At 42.5% G+C, this 26,089-nt stretch carries 22 protein-coding genes and 1 pseudogene; 15 read left to right on the top strand and 8 right to left on the bottom strand.

The genetic code is table 11. The features are described 5' to 3' along the window. Nucleotides 1-25: 25 nt before the first annotated feature. Nucleotides 26-952 (bottom strand): DUF6017 domain-containing protein, encoded by a 927-nt coding sequence (locus tag EAL2_RS03330; RefSeq protein ID WP_025435001.1) that lies wholly within the window; start codon nt 950-952, stop codon nt 26-28. A gap of 386 nt (nt 953-1,338) precedes the next feature. On the opposite strand from EAL2_RS03330, the gene EAL2_RS03335 reads away from it, so the two are divergent. Continuing rightward, complete coding sequence (locus EAL2_RS03335; protein ID WP_038601674.1) at nt 1,339-2,631, top strand: IS110 family RNA-guided transposase; 1,293 nt, start codon at nt 1,339-1,341, stop codon at nt 2,629-2,631. Nucleotides 2,632-2,783: 152 nt separating this feature from the next. On the opposite strand, the gene EAL2_RS03340 is transcribed toward EAL2_RS03335, so the two are convergent. The 5 genes from EAL2_RS03340 to EAL2_RS03360 form a co-directional block, all read right to left on the bottom strand. Continuing rightward, nucleotides 2,784-3,719: a ParB/RepB/Spo0J family partition protein gene (locus tag EAL2_RS03340; protein WP_025435002.1), complete on the bottom strand. Its 936-nt coding sequence runs from the start codon at nt 3,717-3,719 to the stop codon at nt 2,784-2,786. Further along, complete coding sequence (locus EAL2_RS03345; protein ID WP_025435003.1) at nt 3,676-4,497, bottom strand: ParA family protein; 822 nt, start codon at nt 4,495-4,497, stop codon at nt 3,676-3,678. Before EAL2_RS03345 ends, EAL2_RS03340 begins: the two co-directional genes overlap by 44 nt. A gap of 98 nt (nt 4,498-4,595) precedes the next feature. Beyond that, the gene (locus tag EAL2_RS03350) at nt 4,596-4,898 is read right to left on the bottom strand and encodes a hypothetical protein (protein WP_025435004.1); all 303 of its coding nucleotides are present in this window, start codon (nt 4,896-4,898) and stop codon (nt 4,596-4,598) included. Between the two features lie 313 nt (nt 4,899-5,211). Further along, on the bottom strand, nt 5,212-6,009 hold the full coding sequence (locus EAL2_RS03355; protein WP_096325235.1) for a PhzF family phenazine biosynthesis protein: 798 nt from the start codon (nt 6,007-6,009) through the stop codon (nt 5,212-5,214). 17 nt (nt 6,010-6,026) lie between these two features. Then, nucleotides 6,027-6,404, bottom strand: coding sequence for a Rid family detoxifying hydrolase (locus EAL2_RS03360; RefSeq protein ID WP_025435006.1), 378 nt, complete (start codon nt 6,402-6,404; stop codon nt 6,027-6,029). Between the two features lie 131 nt (nt 6,405-6,535). Between EAL2_RS03360 and EAL2_RS03365 the strand changes: the two genes are divergently transcribed. From EAL2_RS03365 to EAL2_RS03400, 8 genes are all read left to right on the top strand, one after another. Then, a complete protein-coding gene (locus EAL2_RS03365; RefSeq protein ID WP_025435007.1) occupies nt 6,536-6,889 on the top strand; it encodes a winged helix-turn-helix transcriptional regulator in 354 nt (117 codons plus the stop codon). 29 nt (nt 6,890-6,918) lie between these two features. Then, nucleotides 6,919-7,602 carry a DNA/RNA nuclease SfsA gene (sfsA, locus tag EAL2_RS03370; RefSeq protein ID WP_025435008.1) on the top strand — a complete coding sequence of 228 codons (684 nt, stop codon included), beginning with the start codon at nt 6,919-6,921 and terminating at the stop codon, nt 7,600-7,602. Between the two features lie 39 nt (nt 7,603-7,641). Then, the gene (locus tag EAL2_RS03375; RefSeq protein WP_025435009.1) at nt 7,642-8,124 is read left to right on the top strand and encodes a methylated-DNA--[protein]-cysteine S-methyltransferase; all 483 of its coding nucleotides are present in this window, start codon (nt 7,642-7,644) and stop codon (nt 8,122-8,124) included. Between the two features lie 221 nt (nt 8,125-8,345). Then, entirely contained in the window at nt 8,346-9,665 is a 1,320-nt protein-coding gene (locus EAL2_RS03380; RefSeq protein ID WP_025435010.1) for a pyridoxal phosphate-dependent aminotransferase, read from the top strand. Nucleotides 9,666-9,999: 334 nt separating this feature from the next. After that, complete coding sequence (gene sstT, locus EAL2_RS03385) at nt 10,000-11,247, top strand: serine/threonine transporter SstT (RefSeq protein WP_025435011.1); 1,248 nt, start codon at nt 10,000-10,002, stop codon at nt 11,245-11,247. Nucleotides 11,248-11,512: 265 nt separating this feature from the next. Next, on the top strand, nt 11,513-12,712 hold the full coding sequence (locus EAL2_RS03390; protein WP_158408876.1) for a YibE/F family protein: 1,200 nt from the start codon (nt 11,513-11,515) through the stop codon (nt 12,710-12,712). A gap of 46 nt (nt 12,713-12,758) precedes the next feature. Continuing rightward, nucleotides 12,759-13,700 (top strand): D-aminoacyl-tRNA deacylase, encoded by a 942-nt coding sequence (locus tag EAL2_RS03395; RefSeq protein ID WP_025435013.1) that lies wholly within the window; start codon nt 12,759-12,761, stop codon nt 13,698-13,700. 169 nt (nt 13,701-13,869) lie between these two features. Beyond that, on the top strand, nt 13,870-16,761 hold the full coding sequence (locus tag EAL2_RS03400; protein ID WP_025435014.1) for an S-layer homology domain-containing protein: 2,892 nt from the start codon (nt 13,870-13,872) through the stop codon (nt 16,759-16,761). Between the two features lie 118 nt (nt 16,762-16,879). Here EAL2_RS03400 and htpG read toward each other — a convergent pair. Then, nucleotides 16,880-18,763 (bottom strand): annotated as a pseudogene (gene htpG, locus EAL2_RS03405) (molecular chaperone HtpG). Nucleotides 18,764-19,003: 240 nt separating this feature from the next. Further along, on the bottom strand, nt 19,004-19,498 hold the full coding sequence (locus EAL2_RS03410) for a hypothetical protein (protein WP_025435015.1): 495 nt from the start codon (nt 19,496-19,498) through the stop codon (nt 19,004-19,006). Nucleotides 19,499-20,076: 578 nt separating this feature from the next. Here EAL2_RS03410 and EAL2_RS03415 point away from each other — a divergent pair. The 6 genes from EAL2_RS03415 (at nt 20,077) to EAL2_RS03440 (ending at nt 26,089) form a co-directional block, all read left to right on the top strand. After that, nucleotides 20,077-20,862: a hypothetical protein gene (locus tag EAL2_RS03415; protein WP_025435016.1), complete on the top strand. Its 786-nt coding sequence runs from the start codon at nt 20,077-20,079 to the stop codon at nt 20,860-20,862. Beyond that, nucleotides 20,859-22,169 (top strand): B12-binding domain-containing radical SAM protein, encoded by a 1,311-nt coding sequence (locus EAL2_RS03420; protein WP_025435017.1) that lies wholly within the window; start codon nt 20,859-20,861, stop codon nt 22,167-22,169. The genes EAL2_RS03415 and EAL2_RS03420 overlap by 4 nt, the downstream gene beginning before the upstream one ends. A gap of 154 nt (nt 22,170-22,323) precedes the next feature. Further along, complete coding sequence (locus EAL2_RS03425) at nt 22,324-22,920, top strand: RNA polymerase sigma factor (protein WP_038601695.1); 597 nt, start codon at nt 22,324-22,326, stop codon at nt 22,918-22,920. Further along, nucleotides 22,910-23,890, top strand: a complete 981-nt coding sequence (locus tag EAL2_RS03430) for an anti-sigma factor family protein (protein ID WP_025435019.1) — start codon at nt 22,910-22,912, stop codon at nt 23,888-23,890. The genes EAL2_RS03425 and EAL2_RS03430 overlap by 11 nt, the downstream gene beginning before the upstream one ends. 409 nt (nt 23,891-24,299) lie before the next feature. Beyond that, entirely contained in the window at nt 24,300-25,301 is a 1,002-nt protein-coding gene (locus tag EAL2_RS03435) for a 2-hydroxyacyl-CoA dehydratase family protein (protein ID WP_025435020.1), read from the top strand. Then, nucleotides 25,301-26,089 carry an acyl-CoA dehydratase activase gene (locus EAL2_RS03440; RefSeq protein WP_025435021.1) on the top strand — a complete coding sequence of 263 codons (789 nt, stop codon included), beginning with the start codon at nt 25,301-25,303 and terminating at the stop codon, nt 26,087-26,089. The genes EAL2_RS03435 and EAL2_RS03440 overlap by 1 nt, the downstream gene beginning before the upstream one ends.

Consider the following 26,089-nt stretch of genomic DNA (forward strand, 5'->3'; position numbering starts at 1 on the left):
CTTTCGTGGTTTCTAAAAATATGAACTATGGCCTGCCACCAAAATCATGTTTCACTAGTGCAGTATAGTAATGGTCAATGGTGGATGGCGCATTAAAAAGGGTGGCAAGAAGGTAACGCCTAATATTGCGGATGTAAGTGGTATTCTTATCAAGGCAGAAAAACACATACTCGATATGCGAGCTGTTTATCCGAAGAAGCTTTTCTTTGACAAGCTGTGCAGGATATTCTTCGCCCGCAATGTTGATTGTAGGCTTGGTTGAACATAATGTTTCCACCATGAGATCAACAATTTCATCGAGGCGATCATCATTGTAGCGCTGAATGATGCACTCATACTCAAGGTTTTCCAAGACCATTTCTTTTACTTCTTGGGCAGTATCACATCCTATCTCCTCATATCCAATCCGCTTTTGAGGGATGTTTTTTATTGGATTAGGATTTGATTGATAAGGATTTGATGAATCAATATTTAATACATCAGGATTTAATGAATTAGTCTTTGATGTATTAGTATTTAATTGGTGGGGTTTTACCAAGATAGGTTCACCCAGTTTAGGTTTTTCCAATATAGGTTTTTCCAGTGTTGGGTTATCCAATGTTGGCTTATCCAAGATTGGATTTTCCCGTTTAGGTGAAAGCTCGCTATTATCAAGGAGTTGAGGCTGCTCAAGAATTGTGTATTCTATGCTGGTGAGTTGCCCTTTTTCATTTCGTGTTCTTTTTCGGACAACATACCCATGTTCTTCAAGTTCTTTGATGGTGGCGTTGATGCTATCAATACCATCTTTGCAAATGCAGGAAAGTCCCTTAGTGGTGTAATCCCAGTTTTCCGGCAGAGAAAGCATTAGGGAGAGCAGTCCTTTTGCCTTGAGGGAAAGCGCAACATTTCGCAAATGATGATTTGCCATCACGGTGTAATCCTTTGTCTTTTCTACTCTGAAAACTGCCAATTGTATCACCTCCTGGTATGATGCAGTCATAGACAAATAGTAGTCTTCTACATCATTTCTAATCTATATCAAGGTTGGTAAGAGGGTTCTCCTCGGATATGTCATCCAACCATTGATACGTGTTTAAAGTTTCAAGATTTTTGTATAGTTACTTACTCCTAGACTTTGTCTGCTACATAAGGTATCATTTTCCATTGGATAGGGAAAAGGACGTTCACCTCCTAGGGAGTTGACTCTCGTTCAACGATACCCGTAACTAAGACAGTCATTCCATTCAATGAAAATTTATGTTTTAGGCTGGTTGGGAGCCCTTAAGCTATACCCGTATCACATGCCAGGTTGTGTATTCATTGTTGTTTATGGAACCCTATCGGAAGGAGTTTACTATGAATAACCGTAATTATCTGTCCGCTGGTATCGATGTCGGTTCAGCCTTCAGCTGGATGTCCATCGTCGACCAGAGCGGGACTGCAATCCAAAAACCTTTTAAGATCACACATAACAACTCGAATTCCTTGGAAAAGGCTGTTTCTGCACTAAAAAAAGCAGAAGAGCTGTATTCCATGAAATGTCGAATATTTCTGGAATCCACAGGGATTTATCATTTCCCACTCTTCTGCTTCTTGGTTGATTCTGGCTTTGACGTGTCCATAATCAATCCTATTATCACACATTCTGTGAAAAATGCAAGCATTAGAAAAGTGAAAAATGATAAAATCGATTCTCTCGGTATTGCCAAACTTGGTCTTTCTCATGATTTGCCGGTTTCTCAGTTTCCAGCAAAGCTCGTTCTTGAGCTTCGCACCCTCACTCGAAAATACTATGACCTTACGGATGAAAAATCTGCTCATATCAACAGGCTAAAGGGCTATCTGCATACTGTGTTTCCACAGTACATTGGTATTTTCAACGATATTACCGGCACCACATCCACCATGATTCTTCGCCAGTATGGTACTCCGGATAAAATACTTCGCGGCCATAAAAAAACCATGATTTCTAAAATCTCAAAAGCTTCAAGAAAAGGTATCTCCAAAGCTACTGATCGTTATGAAAAGCTTTATCAGGCCGCGCTAGCTGCTAAATCCTTTGGCTGCCAGATTGAAAGTGTCTACTTCAATATTTCACTGACGCTTGATCTGATTGAACGATTGGCTTGTGCCATTAACTCCATTATGGAGCGTATCCAGCAATTGGTTGCCTTCAATAAGAATGAGGAATTTGTCAAACAGATTTCATGGCTTAACTCCATCAAAGGCGTTGGATTTCTTTCTGCTGTAACCATCATGTGTGAGATTGGCGATTTCTCAACCTTTAGGAGTCCTAAACAGCTTTTTGCCTTCTTTGGCCTGGATCCTGAGGTAAACCAGTCCGGCAACTTCAACGGCACTGATGTCCATATGTCCAAACGTGGCTCCAGAATTGCCAGACGCGCTATTTTCGCTGTTGCATTGGCTTCTATCCGCAGGAAACGAGATGGTGAAGCAATCAATCCGTATCTTTGCGATTACTACATGAAAAAAGCCGCTCAGAAACCTAAGATGGTTGCTCTTGGTGCTATCATGCACAAAATTTGTAACATCATATTTGCAGTCCTTCGTGATGAAAAGGGTTTTGAGCTCCGTTCACCTCAGGAGCATTGCAAGCAATATAAAAGACCAACTCAGATGGCTGCATAAATACACGTCCGACATATGCATAACTACCACTTGTTCGAAAATCCAATGGATTTACGTTTATTTAGGTTACCCTTTTTTAGGACAGCAACAAATCAAATATTTTTTCGTATTAACCGTTGACAATAACTAGCTGGTCTTTTACAACGGATTTTCTATCTTTCTTGATCTTGTGTACGTTTTTTGTGCCACCCTTCAAGCAGCTTGATAATCGTAGCCTCCATTTGCTGTGGCGTGTAGTTCTTAGGGAAATACTTCTTGATTTTATCGCCAGTCAGTGTAACTTTATCGGGTTCACCTTTCTTTTCCTCGCTCATAATGGCACACATCGCCTCAAGGGTGCAGTTGCCTTCTGCACTGAATTTTTTGAGACGCTGAGCCTGTGAAAGAGAAGGGGTAGCTTGTTCTGTATCCATTGCATCAATCAAAAGGAGTTGTTCATCTGATTTCAGATAGGACAGTTCCACTGCCGGGTTAAAGGCAATTTTCTTTTCATCCACCATTGAAAGAAGTTCGGGGACCAGCTCGGTTAAGCGAATATAGCGAAATATTTGGTTTTTGCTTTCACCAACTTGCTCGGCTAAAATCTCACTAGATTTTTTACCGGGCAACTTGTTCCCAACTTGGGAACAAGTTAAATCATTTCGCTGTCCCTGTTGTTTCATTGCTGATAGCTTCATTTTATAAGCAAAAGCTCGTTCACTAGGCAGAATGTTTTCTCGCTGCAAATTGCTGTCAACCATAATAATCGTGGCAGCATCGTCGTCAAGTTTGCGGATAATAACCGGTATGGTTTCAAGCGAAGCCAGCTCACAAGCTCTTTTGCGTCGGTGTCCTGATACAAGTTCATAACCACCATCTTCTCTAGGTCTTGCAATGGCAGGTACAAGCACACCATATTGTTTGATGCTTTCAGCAGTATCGAACATTGCATCATTATCAATCACCTTAAAGGGATGATCTTTGAAGGGATGGAGTTCTGATAGGGGTATCTCAACAATCTTTTCTCTTTGTTCATCGACACGACTTTCTTCAGTAGAAAACAAATCATCTACCGATGTCAGACTTATTTTTTTGGCGGAGCTTTTCAATTTTCAACACCTCCTTCGTCAAGTCCTTATAACTTTCAGCAACTTTCCCTTTTGGGTCATGGGCAAATATGCTCTTGCCCTCAGCACTGGTTTCAGCAGCTCGCACAGAATGGGGGATTTCTACCGAAAAAACCTTCATACTGCCCCCGTAAGTTTCACGGAGCAAAGCGCCGATGTCCTTGGCAAAATTGGTACGGTTGTCTACCATCGTTAGCAGAACACCATCTATCTTCAACTTGGGATTAATCTGTTTGCGAACCTTATGAATAGTCTGCAAGAGCTGTTCCAATCCCTTAACAGGAAGATATTGAGCCTGCACAGGAATAATCACACTGTCTGCCGCAGCAAGGGCATTAACGGTCAGCATTCCAAGGGAAGGCATACAGTCTAAAAGCACATAGTCATATTGCTTTCTTAAAGTGTCGATATATTGCTTTAAGACGGTTTCACGGCTCATGGCATTGACGAGAGATACTTCCATGCCGGAAAGCTCAATGTTGGCAGGGAGTAAATCTACTCCTTCAGCATGCGTTAAGATGCCGTCTTTACAATCAATGGGCTTGTCCGTCAGTAAATTACTCATGACAGTAGCGAGGGTGATAGGGAGTTTGTCAGGTTGTGGATATCCTAAGCTGATGGACAAGCTACCTTGAGGATCAGTGTCTATCAGCAGGACTTTTTTTCCTTCAAGTGCTAGCCCTATACCTAAATTGACACAGGTGGTTGTTTTCCCGACACCGCCTTTTTGGTTGGTGATGGCGATTACATTAGCATTCACTTTTGTTCCTCCTTCGTGATTAGCGTTAAAAGATTGAAATTATCTTATTTGTACAAACAGAAATAGCCCTTTGCAAAATGCAAAAGGCGATTTCAGGTCTAAATGACTTCAAAATGACTAAGCGCTTCCTTAATAGCAACGACTTGAATAGGAGTGGGGTGCTTTCGAGGGCTTTTTAGCGTTTCGACTGCATTTGGTGCATCGAACATAGGAAGTCCTAAACTACGTTTGACTTCAGCAATGTATGCGGTATGCACATTGAAGCTATATTTATTTAGGACATAGTCCTTAATCATATTGTAAGTTGTTTTGGGTTTTGGCTTGTATACCTCTGCTTTTGAGGCTATATTAGTAAGAGGAAGCCTGTTGCTAAAAGCGCCAAGGTTATCCAATGGAATCATTCCATCGCCATTACCGAAGGCTACAGTTATATTAATGTAGCTGTCTGGAGTTCTGTGGTATTTTGGAATACACGTTGAAGCCGTAACACTGCTTGTGAAGGAGTAAACGCCCTGCCTACGGCTGAGACCGTCTGTCTTCTGACAATAAAATAGATGTATAAGCCCTTGAAAATCGCGTATTAACGGTGTTTTCAAGGGCTTATTTTTTGAGGATTATACCAATTTTTATGGGGATTATTTAACTGATTTTTGTGAGAATTTTATCATCAATTTTGACATTTCAATACTTTGGGTTCAGCAAACTTACGATTCTCTATTTTTCATCAACACAGATATTTCCAATCAAATAAAGTGCTGCTCTGCCACTGAGTTTTACTCTTTCGCCGCAAAACTCACAGTAAACCGTGCCACCACGTTTAGATACCTGCCTTGCGACCATTTTATCGAGTCCATTTTTTTCTCTCCAGTAAGGAATAAGTGAACAATACATCGTACCACAAACAGGATCCTCATCGATATTGATCTTTGGCCAAAATGCTCTTGCAACAAAATCAAATTCTTCACTTTTTGCGGTTACATATGCAGATAAACCTTCTGGAAATTGCTTTATCTTTGAAAAATCTGGTGTTAAATTCTTCACGGTATCCTCTGAATCAAAAATGAATATTAAATCTCTACTAGTTTTAAGAACTTCCACTGGAACTGCACCTAAAGCATCAACCATTAGGTCAGTTAAGTGATACTTTTCAGGTGTAATGGTAGGAAAATCCATTTCGTACAAATCATCTTTTTTTGTAACAATTAGATGATGATTTATTTTCTTTGTATTAAAGTGGAGTACATCGGCATTTGTTTCAACAAACCTAAACAAAACATAAGCAGTTGCAAGTGTAGCATGACCACAGAGGTCTATCTCTCCACCCGGAGTAAACCATCTCAATCCATAAGCATTTCCTTCCTTCACAGCAAAAGCTGTCTCTGACAGGTTATTCTCTATTGCGATTTTCTCCATTTTTTCTATAGATATCCATTCATCCATTATACACACACCAGCTGGATTTCCTTCGAAAATATTGTCTGCAAACGCATCGACCACATAATATTTCAACATATCCTTACCTCCCTTAACTATTTATGAGCAATAGCATCGATTTCAACTAAGGCTCCTAATGGTATTTTTGCTACTTGCACACAGATGCGCGCAGGATACGGTTCTCTAAAATGCTTAGCATAAACTGCATTTACTTTTGCGAAATCATTTACATCGTTGAGGAATATCGTTGCTTTAAGCACTTTCTCCATTGAACTACCCGCTGCCTCAAGTACCTCCTCAATGGTGGTTAGTATCTTTTCTGTTTGCTCTTCAACTGTACCGGTTGGAAAGCCTGTTTGAGGATCAATAGCAGTAACTCCAGAAACATATACAATTCCATTGTACTCAATCGCTTGCGAATAAGGTCCTACAGTTTTACCCGCTTTGTCTGTGTGAATTTGATTTTTTTCCATTTTCATCACCCTTTCTAATTATTACATTAGCTTCGCTTTTCCATTAAAACATTGGATGTTATACTAAATATATAAAAGTAATAACAAATATACAAGTACACACATTTTTGTGCCCTGTAAAGGAGAAATGTATGACAGAGACTAATGAATTTGAAATTATCAACAAGAACAATTGTGTAATGGTACATGCTATGGATATTATAGGCGGAAAATGGAGACTGCCAATAATATGGAAACTATATCAAAATAAAACTATGCGTTATAATGAATTAAAAAGAAGTTTGGTAGGTATTACGAATATTATGCTTACAAGATCACTGCGTAGTTTGGAAGAAAGCGGACTTGTGAGTAGAGTTGAATTCAACCAAATTCCGCCAAAAGTTGAATATTCGTTAACGGATAATTGTCAAGAACTTGTGCCTGCATTAGAAGTTATTTACAGTTGGGGGCGTGAGAGGATGATAAGAGAAAACTTGGATTTATAGTGCGTTTAACCACTAGAGGAGAAAAGGATATGATATATGACAATATTAAAAAAGGAATTTTCATAAGCAGGCCGAATCGCTTTATCGCCCATGTGGAAATCGACGGTAAAGTTGAAATTTGCCATGTGAAAAACACAGGGCGCTGCAAGGAGCTGCTGACGGAAGGTGCTAATGTGATTGTGCAGGATTGCGGGCATCCCGGAAGGAAAACCAGATATGATTTGATATCGGTTTGGAAAGGAGAGCGCCTTATAAATATTGACAGCCAAGCACCTAATACAATATTCCTTGAGTGGCTCAAATCCGGCAAATATATCAGAAATCTCAAGCTTATAAAACCTGAGCAAAAGTATGGAAATTCGCGTTTTGACTATTATCTGGAGACATCAAATAGAAAAATTTTCGTCGAGGTGAAAGGTGTAACCCTTGAAGATAATGGAGTAGTACTGTTTCCTGACGCGCCAACTGAACGAGGTGTCAAGCATTTAAAGGAGCTTGCGGCCTGCATTGACGAAGGCTACGAGGCAATGGTCGTTTTTGTTGTTCAAATGAAAGGGGTACGCTACATGACACCAAACGAGAGGATGCATCCGGAGTTTGGAAATGCTCTAAGACTACTTTCCTCAAAGGGAGCAAAAATTTTAGCAATCGATTGCTCGGTTACAGAGGAAGCTATAAATCCAGAATCGCTTGTGAAGGTAAGACTAACTTAGTATTATGTCAAATACAAATATTGGAGGGATATGGATATCATGAAAAAAGTATTTTTCTACGATACGGCAATTGGCAGAATTGGAATAGCGGAAAACGGTGCCGGAATAACGGATTTGTTTTTTGACGAAGTTGACATGCCCAAGGGCTCGGTTCTGGAAGAAACAGAGCTTTTAAAAGAAACGGCAAAGCAGCTAAAAGAGTATCTTGAGGGAGAAAGAAAGAATTTTGAGCTGCTGCTTTGCTCTGAAGGCACGAAATTCCAAAAGAAGGTTTGGGAGGCGCTCGAGTCTATTCCGTACGGCGAAACCAGAACCTACAAGCAAATTGCTGAGCAGATAGGAAATCCAAAAGCCTGCCGAGCAGTAGGGATGGCTAACAATAAAAACCCAATTTCGATAATAATCCCTTGCCATAGAGTCATAGGATCAAACGGGAGGCTTGTAGGATATGGCGGAGGGATTGAAATGAAGAAAAAGTTAATAGATATAGAAAACCAGCCCTCTAAAATGTCACAAATATAACGATTTGAGCACTTTTATACGAAGTGAAACTGTTGTTGGGAATAAGCTCCATCCCTGAAGCTGTTCAAAGATTATTATTTTAATTTTTATAAAATTGTGAAAAAATACGTGAAGTTGCTGTTCTAAAATGATATAATTAAGTAAAGCATATAATTTACGGATATGCTCAAATTTTAAATGCAATAATTTTTAATATAACAATTTTTCGGAGGAGTGGTATTATGAGTAAACCAGTTGTTTCAGCGCATTTTGCATCAAGAAAACCATCGGATGTTAGATTGGCTCAGATGAAATACGATGAACGTAAGGTTAAGCCTCAGGAAGTTATCAACGTTGGCATTGGAAACGTTTCCCTACCTACCAACCCAGCGATGCAGAAGAGAATGTTTGCACTTGATGCTCCTGAAAGTCCATTTTCCAAAGGTGTTATCAGATATACAGGAACTGCGGGCACTCCAGAGTGCCAAGAGGCGTTCAAGAATATCCTAAGATGTCAGGGCTATGACACAAGCAAATTGCACGTAGCAGTTACAGATGGCGGATCTTCAGGTATGGAGCTTCTTCTTGTCGGTGTTTGCGGACCTGCAGGTACGGATGAACAGCCACTGATGATGATTGATCCAGCTTATACGAATTATATATCTTTCGGAGAAAGATTGGGACGCAAAACGGTTTCTGTTAAGCGTCACATGGGAGATGACGGAAAGTTCAATCTTCCTGAAATGAATGAGATCGAAGAAGCTATTAAAAATAACAAGCCAGGAGCACTGCTTGTAATTCCTTATGACAACCCTACGGGACAGCTTTATACTATCGAGATGATGAAGGACCTTGCAAAGCTTTGCGTTAAATACAACATGTGGATGATTAGCGACGAAGCCTATCGTGAGCTATATTATGATCCAGACAAGGAGCTTATAAGCGTTTGGAACCTAAGCGATGCGGATGTTCCTGGCATCGAAGGCAGAAGGATAAGCCTTGACACTGCTTCAAAGGTATGGAATGCTTGTGGACTTAGAATCGGTGCTCTAATCACTGACAATGAAGAATTCTACAATCGTGCAGTTGCTGAATATACTGCCAACCTATGCGCAAATGCCATCGGCCAGTATATATTTGGTGCATTGGCACATCAAACAAAAGATGAAATTGCAGCATGGGCGAAGGAAATTCGCGACTATTACCAAGAAATAATTTTGAATGTTTATAACGGCTTGAAAGAGCAGGAGCCTAAGCTTATAGTTTCTAGCCCGGATGCTTCTATATATTCGGTTATAGATGTTAGAAACGTTGTAAAGCCAGGATTTGATGCTATTGATTTCGTTCTATATTGTGCGCAGGAAGGCTCTGCAGTTATAGACGGAGTTGAAACAACACTTCTTGTTGCGCCTATGAAGGGCTTCTATGAGAGTGTAGAGGGCGAATACAATCCAGGAACAACTCAGTTCCGTATATCGTTCGTAGAATCACCAGAGAAAATGGCGAAGGTGCCAGAGCTGTTCGTTAAGCTTCTTAGACAATACGAGGCTAAAAGAGCATAGTCATTAAAAATATAAGTTTTAAAACCACCTGCAGACATTGATTTTGCAGGTGGTTTTTTTATGGGGAAATGAAATTTAAAAAACAAAAAACATTTCATGCGGTAAAAATGTGGAAGACTTTGAAAACAGAACTATATAATTAATTTGAATTATAAGAATGATTTATATTTTGGTATTTTTTGTTTTTCATATGCCTACAATCTGTGATATACTTGTCAATGGCAAAACGTTATTTGTGGGGATAACGTTTTCGCGGGTTGGCGCATATGTATATTGAGTATATGCGCTTGCAATTATTCTTATCATATATAATTCATCATTAGGAGGAAAGACATTGAAAAATCTACTTAACAAATGGAATCAGCTCAGCATTGTTAAAAGGATAATCGTAGGCCTGATAGTGGGCATTATCCTTGCAGTAGCGATTCCTGAAACTGCACAACCAGTAGTAATTTTGGGATCACTTTTTGTAGGTGCGCTTAAAGGTATTGCACCTATACTTGTATTTTTCCTGGTAATGTCGGCTATATCTCAGCATAAAAGCGGCCATGAAACAAACATGAAGTCCATAGTGGTGTTATATCTGTTTGGAACATTCATGGCTGGACTTACAGCTGTTATTGCAAGTTTCGTGTTTCCGGTTACGCTTACGCTTACTGCAGGAGCAGGAGCAGGTGACATAACACCTCCGGGAGGCGTTTCAGAGGTTCTTCAAACACTGCTTATGAATGTAGTAGACAATCCAATCAAAGCGCTTTTCAATGCCAACTACATAGGCATACTTGCCTGGGCCTTGGTTCTTGGCTTGGCACTTAGAAACGCGGCAGAATCCACAAAAACTCTTATAAGCAACTTCTCTGACGCGGTATCTCAAATGGTAAGATGGGTCATAAACTTTGCTCCGCTTGGAATAATGGGTCTTGTTTTCGAAGCGATTGCCACTAATGGAATAGGGACTTTGCTTAGCTACGGACATCTGCTTGCTGTATTGCTTGGTTCTATGTTCTTTATGGCACTAGTTGTCAATCCGATGATCGTGTTTATGTACATCCGCAAGAATCCATACCCGCTAGTACTTAGATGCATAAGGGAGAGCGGTATAACAGCATTCTTCACACGTAGCTCAGCAGCAAACATACCAGTAAATATGAGTCTTTGTGAAAAGCTTGGACTAGACAAGGATACTTATTCTGTATCAATCCCACTAGGTGCCACAATCAACATGGGTGGTGCGGCTGTTACAATTTCAATATTGACACTAGCTGCAGTCAACACACTTGGAATACAGGTGGATATTGGTACGGCGCTTATACTAAGCATACTCTCAGCCGTATGTGCATGCGGCGCTTCAGGTGTTGCCGGCGGTTCGCTGCTGCTTATCCCACTGGCATGCAGCCTGTTTGGAATACCAAATGACATAGCTATGAAAGTAGTTGGTGTTGGATTCATAGTTGGAGTTCTGCAGGATTCTTGTGAAACTGCACTTAACTCGTCTACTGACGTTCTTTTTACAGCAACTGCTGAATTTGCAAAATGGCGTAAAGAAGGAAAAGAAATTAATATAGATGAAAAGGTAGCATAATACAATATATAGCAAATGGGCCCCTTGAATGCAGAATATTTTTTCTGCGCAAAGGGGCTTTTTTTTTTGTGGAAAGCATGCTTTTATGGAAAGGAATCAAGCATATGTGATAAAATTAATGGGTGGAGCTTTTATAAGCAGGTTTAATTTATATGGTGTTATGTGATTTATATGTGGAGGAGAATTTGATATGCGTTTCAAACTTAAGACAACAATTTTTATTAGTATGTTATTATGCGTTTTTGCTGTTACTTTTAATCCTAAAATGGTATATTGCGAGGGTGTCAATGAGCAAGTCATAGATGAACAGCAACAATATGAATATGGCGAAGATGCGGATTACATTGAAACTGACGGAACTCAAACTGAAAATACTGATTCCGAGACCCCTTATTCGAGGGCCAAAATCATTAATGTGGTCGATGAAATAAACAATGAAATAAGCTACTCGAGCGGAGTAATCGAATCGAATATCCAGCTGCTTGATGTGCTTATAACAAAAGGGCCTCACAAGGGAGAAAAAATTCGTGCAGAGCATGAACTCAATTTCAGTTCTGGCGGTGAATACAAAAACGTCAAGCTGTCCAAAGGCGATGAAGTGCTGCTTTACTTGGAAGAAAACGAAGCAGGCGAGGTGGAAAATGCATATGTTGCTGAAATAGCAAGAGATAAATATCTGATTTATCTTACAGCCGTTTTTGTTATCGCTTTAATTGCAGTAGGCAGGATGAAAGGTCTGAAAGCGATACTATCTCTTGTTTTGACTGCATTTTCTGTTATAAAAATACTCCTCCCTGCGATTTTAAAAGGCTGGGATCCTGTTATAGTTTCGGTAGTAGTGTGCGTGGGTGTGATAAGTGCCACTATGCTTATCATTAGCGGATTTAACAGGAAGACTTTTTCTGCAGTCTTAGGAACGGCCGGAGGCGTAATTGCGGCAGGAGCTGTAGCCCTTATAATTGGTTCGCTTGCAAATCTAACAGGGTTTGGAAATGATGAAACACAAATGCTTATGTATATTCCACAGGATGTGCAGCTTGATTTTAAAGGACTGCTTTTTGCTGGAATAATAATAGGAACAATGGGTGCCACGATGGATGTGGGGATGTCGATAGCTTCAGCCATGCATGAAATCAAAGAGAACAGTCCTCAAATAAAAACATCAGCACTAATCAGGGCGGGAATGAATGTGGGAAGGGATACCATGGCTACAATGGCCAACACGCTGATCCTCGCATACGCTGGCGGTTCCCTTCATCTGATGCTGCTGCTTATGGCTCATGAAACGCCATTTGTCCATATCATAAACTGGGACATGATAGCTTCAGAGGTCCTTAGGGCGATTGCGGGAAGCATAGGAATAATATTTGCAATTCCAATAACTGCTTTTGCATCAGCATTTGTTGAGAAGGACAAGAGTAAAGAAAAATTCGATTTAGAGTATGATGAGGCTGAATCTGTATAGCCGCAGACGAGATATTTGTAAAAATTTAGCGTGAGGATGTGATACTGTGGAAAATAGAAAGGCGGTATATTTCTTTTGCATGGATGCTGAAAAGGACGAGGTTGCACCGCTGGTCTTTGAAAAGTCAAGTGAAATTCTAAAGCTTTCAGAAACGGACATGGAGGTAGACGGCTACCCTGTTTTGGAATATACGGACGGGGACGGAAACATTATATACTATGTCAGAACTGGCACAGTAATATGCATGGACTACGGAAGGTATCTGCCCATACTGAATGCGAATTTTGCTGACTGCGATCTGGCCGTGATGGTTAACTGGCACGGCGGCGGCAATGCGCCCGATAAAGTAATATGCATACATACAGTAGGTGATGTAAGTTCAGGAATATTCGGAAAGAGCGAGCCAAAGCTGTCGACTGGCCTGGCAAGAGCTCTCGAAAAGCACAGAAGGCTGCTTGGACTTGAAGACTTTAATGTCACGACGGAAGCTACGCACTGGTCGGGCATAGTATATGGCGGAAAGGCCGAGTGGATCAACGATTACAAGGTTTCGTTCCTTGATGTTGAAATCGGAAGCACACCTGAAAGCTACAATAATCCAATCGCTGTAGAGACAATCGCAAGGGCCCTGGCCGATGTTTTCGCAGAAACGGCAGAATATCCGACTGTACTCTATATGGGCGGCATGCACTTTGAAGACACAATAACAAATGCGGTGCTCCATCCTACACACCCGGTAAATCTCACTCATATACTGCCGAGCCGCTGGCTGGAAAACGAGATGTATACAGGTGAAGAAGGGCTTTTGCACCTCATGGACTGCATAAACACCATAAGCGGCGGCATAAAGGGCATTGTAATGCATGAAAAGCTGGGCAAGGATCAAAGGGATCTGGCGAGGATGCTGGCTGAAATACTTGGCGTACCTCTGATAAAGCGCAAGGCCTTCAAGTCGCCTGAAAACACAGAAATATATGCAGCAAACTGAAAACATGCAATTTGACTGGAACATCTAAAGAGGGAATGCCTTTAATGCAGGCGTTCTCTTTTTTTTGGGATTGTTTTCATTTAGCCTTAATGGGTAATGGTAACTTAAGGAAGCAATACAGTGAATGTCTAGTAAGATTAGCCGACTGGAAGGGTAAGGAGGGCATATTATGAAAAAAGAAAAATTTATCAAAAGGCTGAGCGTGCTGCTTTTAGCAATAGCAATGGTGTTGTCTCTTTCTTCTACTAACACTAATACTTATGCGGCTGCAGCCTTTAATGACATTGCAGGCCACTGGGCGGAGCAGTATATCAACAGAGCTGTAAGTCAAGGCTTCATAAAAGGATACCCGGATGGAAGCTTCAAGCCTGATGCACAGGTGTCGCGCGCGGAATTTGTAAGCATGATAAACAGGGCCTTGGAGAATTCGGGCACGGCGAGTATTTCATTCTCAGACGTATCACGAGGCGATTGGTACTATGAAGACGTGGCCAAAGCGGTGCGCGCAGGATATGTCCTAGGCTATAGTGATGCTACATTCAAGCCAGGCAGATCAATTACCAGGCAGGAAGCTTGCGTTATGATTTCAAAGTTTGTTCCGACATATGGAGAGAGCGGACGGCTGCAGAATTTCTCTGATTATAGATCCGTTGCCGATTGGGCTTATACGGCCATGTCAAAAGTCAACGGCAAGGGCTATATAGGCGGATATGCAGATGGAAGACTTCATCCTCTGGACAATCTGACTCGTGCCCAGGCTGCAAAGATAATAAGTGAAATACTAGAAGAAGAAAAAATAGTAACGTCCAACACAATTGTTAAAAAGGACGGTACAAAGCTCTCGGGAACAATATATTCCAATAACGTAACGATTGACGAAGATCTCGATGACGACAGCGCTACAATAGACAACTGCATAATACTTGGAAGCTTGAACGTACAGGGCGGTGGAGAAGACACTATAACAGTGAACAACTCCCGTATAGCCAGGGCGGCTGTAGAAAAAGAGGATTCTGCTGTAAGGCTTCTGGCAAAAGGCGAGACAACCATTGGGAACACTGAAGGCTCAGAGGATTTCATTTTGCAGACTTCGAGCCTTAGTGGAGGGGATTACGGCGCAGGCTTTGAAAAAATACGCATATCAGGTTCTGCGGGTGCGGTGCTCAGGGGGAATTTTCCGTATGTTTCAGTAGACGGCTCGTATGCAAATGTCAAGCTTGAGTCAGGGACAATAAATGAGTTTTATGTATCTTCTGAGTCGAGAAGATCAGACATAACAGTGGAGAGCGGCGCGACCGTAAAGACTGCAAGGGTGTATGCGGAGTCGTACTTCCATGGAAAAGGAACGATATCGAACATGCTGGTTTACGCAAGGAACATCACCTATGAAACAAAGCCAAAGTCATGGACTATTGGCACAGGAGGCTCTACGCCAACACAGACTGAGCCTGAGCTGGACATGACATTCAGCCCGAAAAACGCCGAAACTGGCGTATATCTTGACACCAAGATTACGATAAAATTCAGCACGGCCATGAGAAAGTACAACGGAAATGCCATTACAGCCTCAGACATACAGGATATTGTAACACTGAGGAAAGGATCTTCTACAGGAACTGAAGTACAATACAGCGCCACTATTAACACTGCAAAGGACCTCATAACTATAACGCCTTCCTCAAACCTAAGCAGTAACACAAGGTACTACATCCAGGTTGAGAAAGATGCGATGAGGGATTCGTACGGCAACTACAACGAAGCAAAATCAAGCTATTTCAACACAGGGGATACTACTGAAAAATTGACTATCACTTTTTCGCCGGCAAACGGAGCAACCGGTGTCCCAATTGACACAGCTTCATTCACAATCACATTCTCGGACAGAGTCGTGAAATATGACGGAAGCTCAATCACATCAAGCACAGACAGATATCTAAGGGACAGCGTGGTTGTATTCCAGGAAGGCGGCAAAAGTGTAAGCACCAGCAGCTATTCGGTCTCAATTAATAGCACGCGCAGGGTGATTACTATAACTCCAAGTGCGAACCTTCTGCTTAACACAAAATACTATGTGGGTATAAAATCAAACACCCTCAAAACCGAAGGCGGAAAAGCTGTGCCTGCAGCTGGCGCCACATGGACCACAGCCGGAGCGCCTGCCTTGAGCAATGTAAGCACAATCCCTCATGACAAGTCGATTGACTTTAAAGCCACTCCCAGCGTGAACGGAATGATTTATGCGGTTGCTGTAGATGCAGGCGCCGTTGCTCCAGATGCGGCTGCAATCAAAGGCGGCAAGGATGGCTCAGGCAATGCAGCGCTGGCATTTGAAAGCGCTAGCGTGACAGCTTCAAGTGCAAAGACAATCACCCTGAGCGGGCTTTCAACAGATACCCAGTATAAAATATACGCTGTGCTGTATGACGGCAGCGGAAATGTTTCAAACGTAGTCAACATATCATCTGCTACAAGACCACTGCTGCTCAAGAGCCTTGCTATAGTTCCGGCAATAGACGGCGGCAAAAATGTCCTTACAGGCTTTAGTCCTGAAAAAACAGACTATGGAAATGTATCAGTGCCTTACGGAACTGATTCCGTAGACGTCACTGCAGCTGCAAACGCAGATGTATTTGTAGGCACGATTTCAATAAACGGTGATACTAGTGACGCCAAGGCGAGGATTCCGCTTGTGAACGGCCGGGCGGCAATAACTGTTACAATACAGGAAACAGGAAAAACGGCCGTAAGGTATACTGCAACAGTAATAGAATCGGGCAGCGCCGATTTGGATAAAATGACTATCAACGGAGACTCATACACGCCGGGGACGAACTATCTGCTTGAGTCATATGATACTTCATCTGTTGTACTCAATATAACTCCGGAAGATCCGAATGCCGCAGTATTACTGGATGGCTATCAGATTGAAAGCGGTGAAGACACAACCTTGAACATTAGCCCGTCAACGACATCTGTAACTTTTAGGATACAGTCATCGGATGGAGCAATTACAAAATCATATGTAATCAGATTTACAAGACCTCCTGCGCCGGAGCAGTAGAACCGGGTGTTGTTTCACGGATGATGGCTGGTGCGGTATTCGGAGTGAAAGTAAAGAGAAAATGGAATGCCTCCTATGCAGGCATTCCATTTTTGCTTGTTCTGACGCATCAGCTTTTCTACTTCATTATTTTGCAGATGCTGTTCGTGAAATCCACTGGGTCTTCTATAGGAAGTCCCTCGATAAGAAGTGCCTGGTTGTAAAGCAGCTCAGTGTAAAGCTTTAGCTTATCTTTGTCTTGTGCGAAAGCCTCTTTGAGGGCTTTGAATACCTCGTGGCTTGTGTTGATTTCAAGAACTTTATTGGCCTTTACGCTTTCGCTGTTTGGCATGGCGCTTAGCACCTTCTCCATTTCTATAGTGAGCTAACCCTCGGTTGAAAGGCACACGGGGTGGTTCTTTAGTATCTTCGACGCCTTGACGGAAGTTACCCTGCCCGAAAGCATTTCCTTCATGAAGTCGAAAAGCTCCTTGTTTTCAGCGTTTTCGGCATCAGAAGAGTCTTCGCCCTCTTCCCTATTTATGCCCAAATCTCCGCTAGATACAGACTTGAATTCCTTGTCCTTGTAAGTCGTAATCATCTTTATTGCGAATTCGTCAACATCGTCTGTAAAGAATAGTATTTCATAGCCCTTGTCAAGTAACAGCTCTGTTTGAGGCATTTTCTCGATTCTTTCGACAGATTCTCCGGCGGCGTAGTAAATATACTTTTGCTCCTCTGGCATTCTGGAAATGTATTCGTCTAGTGTAACCATTTTCTTCTCTTTTGACGAGTAGAACATGAGAAGGCTCTGAAGGAATTCCTTGTTGCTGCCAAAGTCGCTGTAGACTCCATACTTGAGTTGGAGTCCGAAGGATTTGTAGAATTCCTCATAAAGTTCCCTGTCATTCTTGAGGGTTTCCTCCAGTTCGTTCTTGATCTTGTTTTTTATGTTTTTTGCTATTAGATTGAGCTGTCTGTCATGCTGAAGCATCTCCCTTGAAATGTTGAGCGAGAGGTCCTCGGAATCAACAATCCCTTTTACGAAGCTGAAATAATCAGGCAGCAGCTCCGGGCATCTGTGCATTATAAGGACGCCGTTTGAATATAGCTCAAGCCCCTTTTCATATTCCCTTGTATAGAAGTCGTATGGCATTTTCTCTGGAATGAAAAGTATGGACTTGTAGCTTACGGTGCCTTCGGCGTTTATGTGGATATGTTTTATTGGCTTGTCGAAGCCGAAGTGCTTCTCTGAATAGAAGTTGTCGTAATCTTCGTCCGTTAGCTCGCTCTTGTTCTTTTTCCAGATGGGAACCATGCTGTTTACAGTCTGCTCTTCCTTGTATTCCTCGTATTCGCTTTCACTTCCATCCTTGAGCCTGCTTTTTGTAAAATTCATTTTAATGGGGTATCTTATGAAGTCTGAGTATTTCTTTATTATTGATTTCAACCTGTATTCGTCGAGATACTCATCATAGTTTTCATCGGCTGAATTTCCCCTGATTTTGAGTATTATGTCTGTGCCAACAGAAGCCTTATTGCAGGACTCTATCGTGTAGCTGTCTGCGCCGGATGACTCCCATCTGTAGGCCTCGCTGCTGCCCAGTGCCTTGCTTACTACTGTGACCGTGTCTGACACCATGAAAGCCGAATAGAAGCCGACTCCGAACTGGCCTATTATGTCATAGCCGTCTTTTAGCTTATTTTCATTCTTGAACGCAAAAGAGCCACTCCTTGCAATGATGCCAAGATTGTCCTCAAGCTCCTGCCTTGTCATTCCAATACCAGTGTCTGATATCTTCAGCGTCCTGCTTTCCTTGTCAGGAGTTATGGTGATGTAGTAGTCATCCTGGTTGAAGCTTACGGTATCGTCCGAGAGCGCTGCATAGTATATCTTGTCGATAGCGTCGCTTGCATTGGATATGAGCTCCCGCAGGAAAATCTCCTTGTGAGTGTATATGGAGTTGACCATCAAATCCAGCAGTCTTTTGGATTCGGCTTGAAATTGTTTTGTCTGTTTCATTAAAAAGAACCTCCCTTAAAAAATGATTTTTCCAAGAAATATTCAAGTTGTTATAATACAATACTTTTGAAGTCACATTTCCTAGCACTCTTGCATGGCGAGTGCTAATTCCTATATTTTATATATCAAATTATAAAATAGATGTCAATATTTCAAACATTACATTGTCGAGTTTGAAAAACAAAAAGTGTGCATCCTCTCAATGAAGATGCACACTTTTTGTTCATGTGGAAAGTGTTTCTATTTAAAATCAACCTTTACAAGCTTGCCGCTTTCATTGTATGTAACCTTAGTGATTTTAGCAAGCTTCTTTTCGCCGTTTTCCTTGCAGCATTCAGCAACCTGGAATGTTTTAGCTGTGTCGCCTGTAGCCTTATAAACATCTCCTAGTATTTTGTATAGAGAGAATGGGTGGTCAGGATCTTTTATTGTTATCATCGATGTATTCTTGATTGATATCGTGTCGGCAATAAGCTTTGCGAAATCAATATCTGAAAGGTCTGCTATTATATAGTACTGAGCTTCATCGGCCAGGTCATCGAAGCCTTTGACCTGTTTGATGCTGAACTTGCTCTTGGCTACGGCGCTTAGCGTTGCCATGAGCGGAAGTATTCCCCAGCCTTTGTGGCCAGACACTATAACAGTGTCCTGATTTGTTACTGCCTCTTCAAGATAAGTAGCCTGAGCCTCTGTCATGAAATTCTGATCTACAAGTTTTTTAAGCATTGGATTCATTAATACCAATCCCCCCGTCTTTTAGTTTTAGAGAAACTCTCTGTATAGCAGTATCGATTATAAGAGAAGAGCTCTGATTTTGGATTGTTGTTTATCTTAGATTATATGATAACATTTTTTGGATATAAGTCAAACCGGCATAATAAGCTGATTTGCAAGGGGCGCCTTAAAAAATAGTGAAAAATCTAACAACCGCAAAGCTGCAATATGCAATATTTTTACATATTCTATTTGCGGTCGTTGCTCGCGATTCCAGAGAATCAAGTCAAAACTTGCATTAAACCGAGTAATGCCATATCAAGAAAATTCATCGGCAAATAAGAATGCGGATTTTTATAAGGCGAGGTTTAAATTATTTTTAACAGTTTTATCATGAATCAGAAGGGTGTCTATAAGCTATTTCAATTGCAAATTTTTTGAATATTTGAAAATTTTATGAGAAGCAGATGCACGTTCAGCTTCTAAAATAAATGTATGCAGAGATATAAGCTCTAATGCGCGGATAAAAGGCTAGTCAATTGGGTAGAATTAAATAAATACTTGCCTTGAAGCGGCTTTTGGAAGAGGTGGATTTATAAATGCTCGAGTTCGACATGTTGGATAGCTATAAGGGACTTGGAATTTCACAGGGACTCGATAGGGGTCTTGTTGCATACAAGGACGGAAGCCTTTTGGTCGAAGAGGGTATGGGGTTTGGAGCAGTAGCAGTCCAAAGCGGAGGATACACTTATTTTTCGTCTGTAAAAAGTGTAAAAAGAGAGAGTGGATGCTTCGAAGTTGTTTGTGATATAGACAAAAGACTTGATTGGAAGGTTTTTGGTTTGAGAATCAAGCCGTTAACAAAGGTACTCGAACATATCTGCACAAATATATATATGAAGCGGGAGAAAAACCAATGCAAGCTTCTTGAGGCGGGAGAGATCCTAAGAAGGTTTTTTCATGTGGAGTCATGCTTTGTAAAAGTGCCATCGCAGGGCAAAGTCAGGATATTGTATGGCATCGCAGGAAATGAAGTATCTGTCGATTTGAGCTGCAAAATGAAAATGAAGGGATGCCGTTTTTTTGTAATGAATGAGCTTGGAGCAAGCATTTTTGACAAGGGCATCGTAAACGGAAGCATATCTGCGCCGCCAACGGGGTGGCAGAAAATGAACGGTCATTGCGAGCTGTACAGCAGTTCCCATACTATTGCATTTACAATTTCAGAAAGTCATGTTCCGGACGGTGTCGCAAGCAAGCTCTACTGGGGGAGGGAGATGGCCAAGGGATACTGTTGGGCTGGATTTGAAAGCGAGATTGTTTGCGAATCGAAAGAGTTTGAAAACTATAGTTATTCCATAGCGTTCAGAGAGGTGAGATTATGATTTCAAGAAAGGTGCTTCTTGTATATCCGTATTTTTACACAGGCATAATTAAAGACCAGCTATTCCCGCCGCTTGGGATAGCCTTGCTTTCAGCTTTGCTAAAGCAAAAGGGTATCGAGGTTATGAAGCTTGATTGCACCTTTTTGACTTTCGAGGAGGCAGTTCAAAAGGCAAGGGATTACAATCCGGATATTACCGGAATATATATTATGACGACATTTGCGCAAAAAGCCTTGAAATTGCTTGAAGAGTTAAAATGCATAAATCCAAATAGCATCTATGCTGCAGGGGGGCCGCTGCCGACGCTTTACCCAGACAGGTTTGCAGAGAAATTCGATTATGTGTTCAAGGGAGAGGCTGCCAAAAGCTTTCCTGATTTCTGCCGAGACTATTTGGGTGCTCCAAGCAGAATTGAATTCCTGGAGGGAATTGACCCTCAAGGCTATCCGGGCATACACAGATATAAATGGGGGATGATTGATTCAATAGCCAAGCATCTTACTAAAGATGAGATAGACGCTTGTCCGCTGCCCGACCGTGAGGCATTTGCGCACGATAAATATCAGGAGCTGTGCCATATGCATTCCGGCAAAAAAAAGGCATCCATAATGATGACCTACGGCTGCCCATTTTCGTGTGATTTCTGCTCAAAGCCCGTATTCGGCAATCAGGTTAGATTCAGAAGCCTTGATAGGGTAATTGAAGAGATAAGGGACATAATCTCGTATGGCTATGATTCACTTTGGATAGCAGACGATCTTTTCACTTTTGATTCGGAATTCCTGATGGGTTTTTGCAGCAGAATTATAAACGAGGATATTAATATATCCTGGAGCTGCCTGTCGCGCGTTGACACTATAAGCGACGAAGTCGCATGCGCCATGAAGGATGCAGGCTGCTACAAGGTGTATCTTGGAATTGAATCGGGCAATGATGATATATTAAAGCTGATGGGCAAAGGGATTGACACAGCAACTGTAAGAAGGGGAGTAGAGGTGTTCAAAAGAAACGGCATAGAGTGCGCCGGCTTCTTTATCGTGGGGTATCCTGGAGAAACCCTGGCGACAATAGAGGATACATTTGAATTTTCGCTTTCGCTTGGCCTTGACGAGATATCGTTCAACGTCCCATATCCGCTCCCTGGCTCAAAGCTGTATGAAAGAGTATCAGGCATAAGCGCTGACGATTGGACCATAGAGAACGAAACAAGATTCCTATACAAAAGCGAATTTGATGAGAAGTGGCTTAAAGGCAGAATACAGCAGACACTTGAGTCTTTTGCCAGACTGAAAATGCAATATGAATAATTGAAGCAGGCTAGTAAGAGCGCAGAATTCGACAGCAAATGAATATGCGCTTTTTGTTTGCATACAGGGAACTTTTTTTATAATGCCAAGGTCATATAATGATATTATAAATTCATAAGGCTTGAAAAATTACCGCACACGGGGTGGCATATATATGGACAATATCAATTTTGATGAGATGCGGCTCGTAAGGCTGTCTCAGGAAGGCGATGTCGACTCCTTCGAGCGCCTTATTGAATCTCATAAGCAGCGCGTATACAACATAGCCCTGCGTATGGTTAAAAACAGGGAGGATGCCTTTGACGTGTCACAGGAGGTATTCATAAGAGTGTATAAGTCGATAGGGAAATTCGGGGGAAAATCGTCATTTTCCACATGGCTCTACAGAATTACTGTCAACTGCTGTCTTGACCACCTCAAAAAAGAGGGCAGGTACAAGTACATATCAGATGTGGGGGATGACAGAATGGGAACTGGCGTCATAGAGAATCTGAGGGCAGATGAAACGCCGGAGAGCGTAATGGAAAACAGGATAAAGCAGGATGAAATAAAAAAGGCCCTCAAATTGCTTGATAGCGACTTTAGGGCGGCGGTTGTCCTAAGGGACATACAGGGCTTTAGCTATGACGAGATATCGAGAATCACAAATGCCAACATAGGAACAGTGAAGTCGCGCATAAGCAGAGGCCGCAGAAGATTGAGGGAGATATACACGGAGCTTGCGCAAAGGGGTGATAAGAGTGAACTGTAGGGAATGCATAGAAAATCTGGACCTGTATATAGACGGAGTGCTTTCCAAGGCAGAGGGAAAAGCTGTGGAAAGCCATATTGGAGAATGCGAAGCATGCAAGGCAGAATACGAATCACTGTCAGCCATAATAGCAGGCTTGCAAAGCCTCGACGAGGAGCTGCTTCCTTCGGGGTTTGATGAAAAACTAAGAGCGAGTCTGGAACAAATTAATCAGCCTATAGCTTCCCAAAGACCGAAAGGCAAAGGAAAGCCATACAGATGGATGGCATACGTGGCAGCAAGCCTTTTAGTGATGGCCGGGAGCTACGCAATATTCGAAAATGTGGAAGTGCCGGATAAACCAGATCAACAGCTTTCCATGAAAACTGAAGTAGAGAGCGATTCGTCGGCTGCGGATATGGCGCAAGAGTATCCAGGTAAGGATAAGAGTGAGCAAAGCATTGCTGCAGAAGACAAGGATATGCAATTGGCTGATTCATCTCGAAAAAACACTATGAAGGAAATTGATGGAAGCGATGAAACTGCAGGAGGCCAGGGGCAAAATGAAAATGCATCACCTGTGCCAGCAGAGAGTGAGCCTGCTCAGCAACAGACAATCGCAATGTCCAGCTTGGAGTCGGACATGACTGTAGAATCGGACTCGCTAGACGAGCCCCCGGTATATGAAAAATTCGCAGCAAAACCATTTACAGCTCCAAACGTGGTAAACGTCGATGGCGAATCAACGAATTTAGAGGTTATTACAATAGGAATGGGCGACATGCTTAAAATAACACTTGAAAGCGGTGAATGGAGCTACAGCGTCCAGGGCGATGTCCTGGAACCAGTAGGGGCAGAAACAGCAGGGGAACTGCTGGAAATTTCATTCATCCCTTTGAAGGCTGGAGAAGGTCGGATAATACTTGCCAAGAAGCCTTCCCAGACAAACCAGCCTGCCGATAGCAAGGAAGTTACAATAAAAGTAGAGTGATCCCATGAAGTTTTGCAGGATTCCTCAGCGAAATTCAGCCCTGTTGCCGGGATAAAGCTTTGACTGTTTGAGCGCTAGCGAGTTTCAAAGCGGCCGGCATACAGGCTGAATAAGATGCGAAGGAAATCCCAAAACGGAAGAGGGCGCGCAAATATCATGTCAGAGGCTTTGCAATAAGCAGAAAACTCAATCAAACTTGCACGCAATCCTCCTTTGTGTTATACTCAGATTGCTTCAAAAGTCATTTCAAAAACCATATAAGACAGTTCGATCGTAACCATCCTGTCTATAAATAAAACTAGGGCTCATCCATACGGCGTAGCTTATGGATTTTTTGTTTATTAACGGGGGCTCATGCCCTTTTTTATTTTCAAAAAGCCTTACAGTATGCTGAAAGGAAGAACATTAATTGAAAGAAAAAATAGGAATAACAACAACGGTTCCGGTGGAAGCAATTATTGCAGCTGGCTTTGCTCCGGTAGATCTGAACAATATTTTTGTTACAAGCAATGATTGCCAGGGCTACATCGAGGCTGCCGAAAGGGACGGGTTTCCAAAGAGCATGTGCGCTTGGATAAAGGGCCTCTACGGAGCCTGCATGATAAACGGCATAAAGAAAATCGTAGGCGTCGTCCAGGGCGACTGCTCGAATACAGCGTCGCTCACCGAGGTCCTAAGGCTAAGGGGAATAGATGTCATACCGTTTTCGTACCCGCACGAGAGAAGCGCTGAAAACGTAAAGAACGAATTAGATCGCTTTATGAAGCTGTGGGGAGTAGATTTGAAATCCGTAGAGGCAGTAAGGGCAAGCCTTCAAGGTATAAGGGGAAAGGCGATACTGCTCGATGAGCTTACATGGAGGGAATCAAAGGCAAGCGGCTTTGAAAACCATCTCTATCAGGTGAGCATGAGCGATTTCAACTCGGATCCCGAGGTCTTCGAAGGGGAGCTCGACAGCAAGCTTTGCGAAATTGAGGACAGGGAGGCTGACGAGCCGAGGCTAAGGCTGGGCTATATAGGAGTGCCGCCGATGATGGCGGACCTGTACGAATTCGCTGAGCAGCAGGGGGCAAGGATGGTCTACAACGAGGTCCAGCGCGAGTTTGCGTTCCCAAGAGCAGGGTATGCCAAGAATATATACGAGCAGTATGCCGACTACACGTATCCGTACGATATAGACTTCAGGCTGAAGGAGATAAAAAAGCAGATTGAGGAAAGAAAGCTCGACGGGCTTGTCCACTATACCCAGGCTTTTTGCCACAGGGCACTCGACGACATAATAATAAAAAGCCGCATAGACATCCCAATCATAAACATTGAGGGAGACAAGTCCGATAGGCTCGACGCCAGGACAAGGCTCAGACTCGAGGCGTTTCTCGACATGCTGTGCGACAGGAAGGAGGCTCTGTAATGAGGGCACTCGGAATAGACCTTGGCAGCAGGCAGGTCAAGCTTGCTGTGATGAAAGATGGCAAACTAGAAGACATGCGCTCATATAGCACAATGTCATTCTACAGAAACTACTGCAGCTACAGAGAAGGCATACGCCTTGACACAAAGGCTCTGGGGCTTAGTGATTTTGATATGGCCGTATCGACAGGCTATGGCAAGAACAACACCAACATGGCTGACTTTGTACAGATAAATGAGATAAAGGCGCATGTATACGGCGCGCTTGCACAGACAGGCCTTGAAGATTTTATGCTGCTTGATGTAGGCGGGCAGGATGTAAAGGTTACAAGGGTGGAAAAGGGAATGATAACCGACATCGAGCTCAATGAAAAATGTGCGGCATCGTGCGGCAGATATCTTGAAAATATGGCAAATGTACTTGAAATTTCACTTGATGAAATGGCGAACTGCTCGAGCAATCCAATAGAGCTCAGTTCGACATGCGCGGTGTTCGCAGAATCAGAGCTTATTGGCAAGATAGCTGAAGGGATAGAGCTTGAGAGGCTGTGCGCCGGCGTGAACCACTCGATGTACAAGAGGTTGCAGCCGATGCTTGCCAATTTCAAGGGAAGAGTGCTGGTGGTATCGGGCGGAGTGGCAAATAATGCAGCGCTCACGGGATATCTTGCGAATGACTATGACACGGTCATAAAACTTGATAATCCGCAGTTCAACGGCGCTATAGGCTGCTGCCACTATGCTGCCAGGCTGGCGTCAAAAAAAGTATTGGAAAGGCACGTGGAATAA

Source organism: Peptoclostridium acidaminophilum DSM 3953, from assembly GCF_000597865.1.
Lineage (GTDB): Bacteria > Bacillota > Clostridia > Peptostreptococcales > Peptostreptococcaceae > Peptoclostridium_A > Peptoclostridium_A acidaminophilum.

What these genes read in the sequence shown, in the direction of transcription:
- EAL2_RS03335 (WP_038601674.1), top strand. Translation starts at nt 1,339, where the DNA reads ATGAATAACCGTAATTATCTGTCCGCTGGTATCGATGTCGGTTCAGCC.
- EAL2_RS03350 (WP_025435004.1), bottom strand. Translation starts at nt 4,898, where the DNA reads ATGATTCCATTGGATAACCTTGGCGCTTTTAGCAACAGGCTTCCTCTT.
- EAL2_RS03355 (WP_096325235.1), bottom strand. Translation starts at nt 6,009, where the DNA reads ATGTTGAAATATTATGTGGTCGATGCGTTTGCAGACAATATTTTCGAA.
- EAL2_RS03360 (WP_025435006.1), bottom strand. Translation starts at nt 6,404, where the DNA reads ATGGAAAAAAATCAAATTCACACAGACAAAGCGGGTAAAACTGTAGGA.
- EAL2_RS03365 (WP_025435007.1), top strand. Translation starts at nt 6,536, where the DNA reads ATGACAGAGACTAATGAATTTGAAATTATCAACAAGAACAATTGTGTA.
- sfsA (WP_025435008.1), top strand. Translation starts at nt 6,919, where the DNA reads ATGATATATGACAATATTAAAAAAGGAATTTTCATAAGCAGGCCGAAT.
- EAL2_RS03375 (WP_025435009.1), top strand. Translation starts at nt 7,642, where the DNA reads ATGAAAAAAGTATTTTTCTACGATACGGCAATTGGCAGAATTGGAATA.
- EAL2_RS03380 (WP_025435010.1), top strand. Translation starts at nt 8,346, where the DNA reads ATGAGTAAACCAGTTGTTTCAGCGCATTTTGCATCAAGAAAACCATCG.
- EAL2_RS03390 (WP_158408876.1), top strand. Translation starts at nt 11,513, where the DNA reads ATGGTATATTGCGAGGGTGTCAATGAGCAAGTCATAGATGAACAGCAA.
- EAL2_RS03400 (WP_025435014.1), top strand. Translation starts at nt 13,870, where the DNA reads ATGAAAAAAGAAAAATTTATCAAAAGGCTGAGCGTGCTGCTTTTAGCA.
- EAL2_RS03410 (WP_025435015.1), bottom strand. Translation starts at nt 19,498, where the DNA reads ATGAATCCAATGCTTAAAAAACTTGTAGATCAGAATTTCATGACAGAG.
- EAL2_RS03415 (WP_025435016.1), top strand. Translation starts at nt 20,077, where the DNA reads ATGCTCGAGTTCGACATGTTGGATAGCTATAAGGGACTTGGAATTTCA.
- EAL2_RS03420 (WP_025435017.1), top strand. Translation starts at nt 20,859, where the DNA reads ATGATTTCAAGAAAGGTGCTTCTTGTATATCCGTATTTTTACACAGGC.
- EAL2_RS03425 (WP_038601695.1), top strand. Translation starts at nt 22,324, where the DNA reads ATGGACAATATCAATTTTGATGAGATGCGGCTCGTAAGGCTGTCTCAG.
- EAL2_RS03440 (WP_025435021.1), top strand. Translation starts at nt 25,301, where the DNA reads ATGAGGGCACTCGGAATAGACCTTGGCAGCAGGCAGGTCAAGCTTGCT.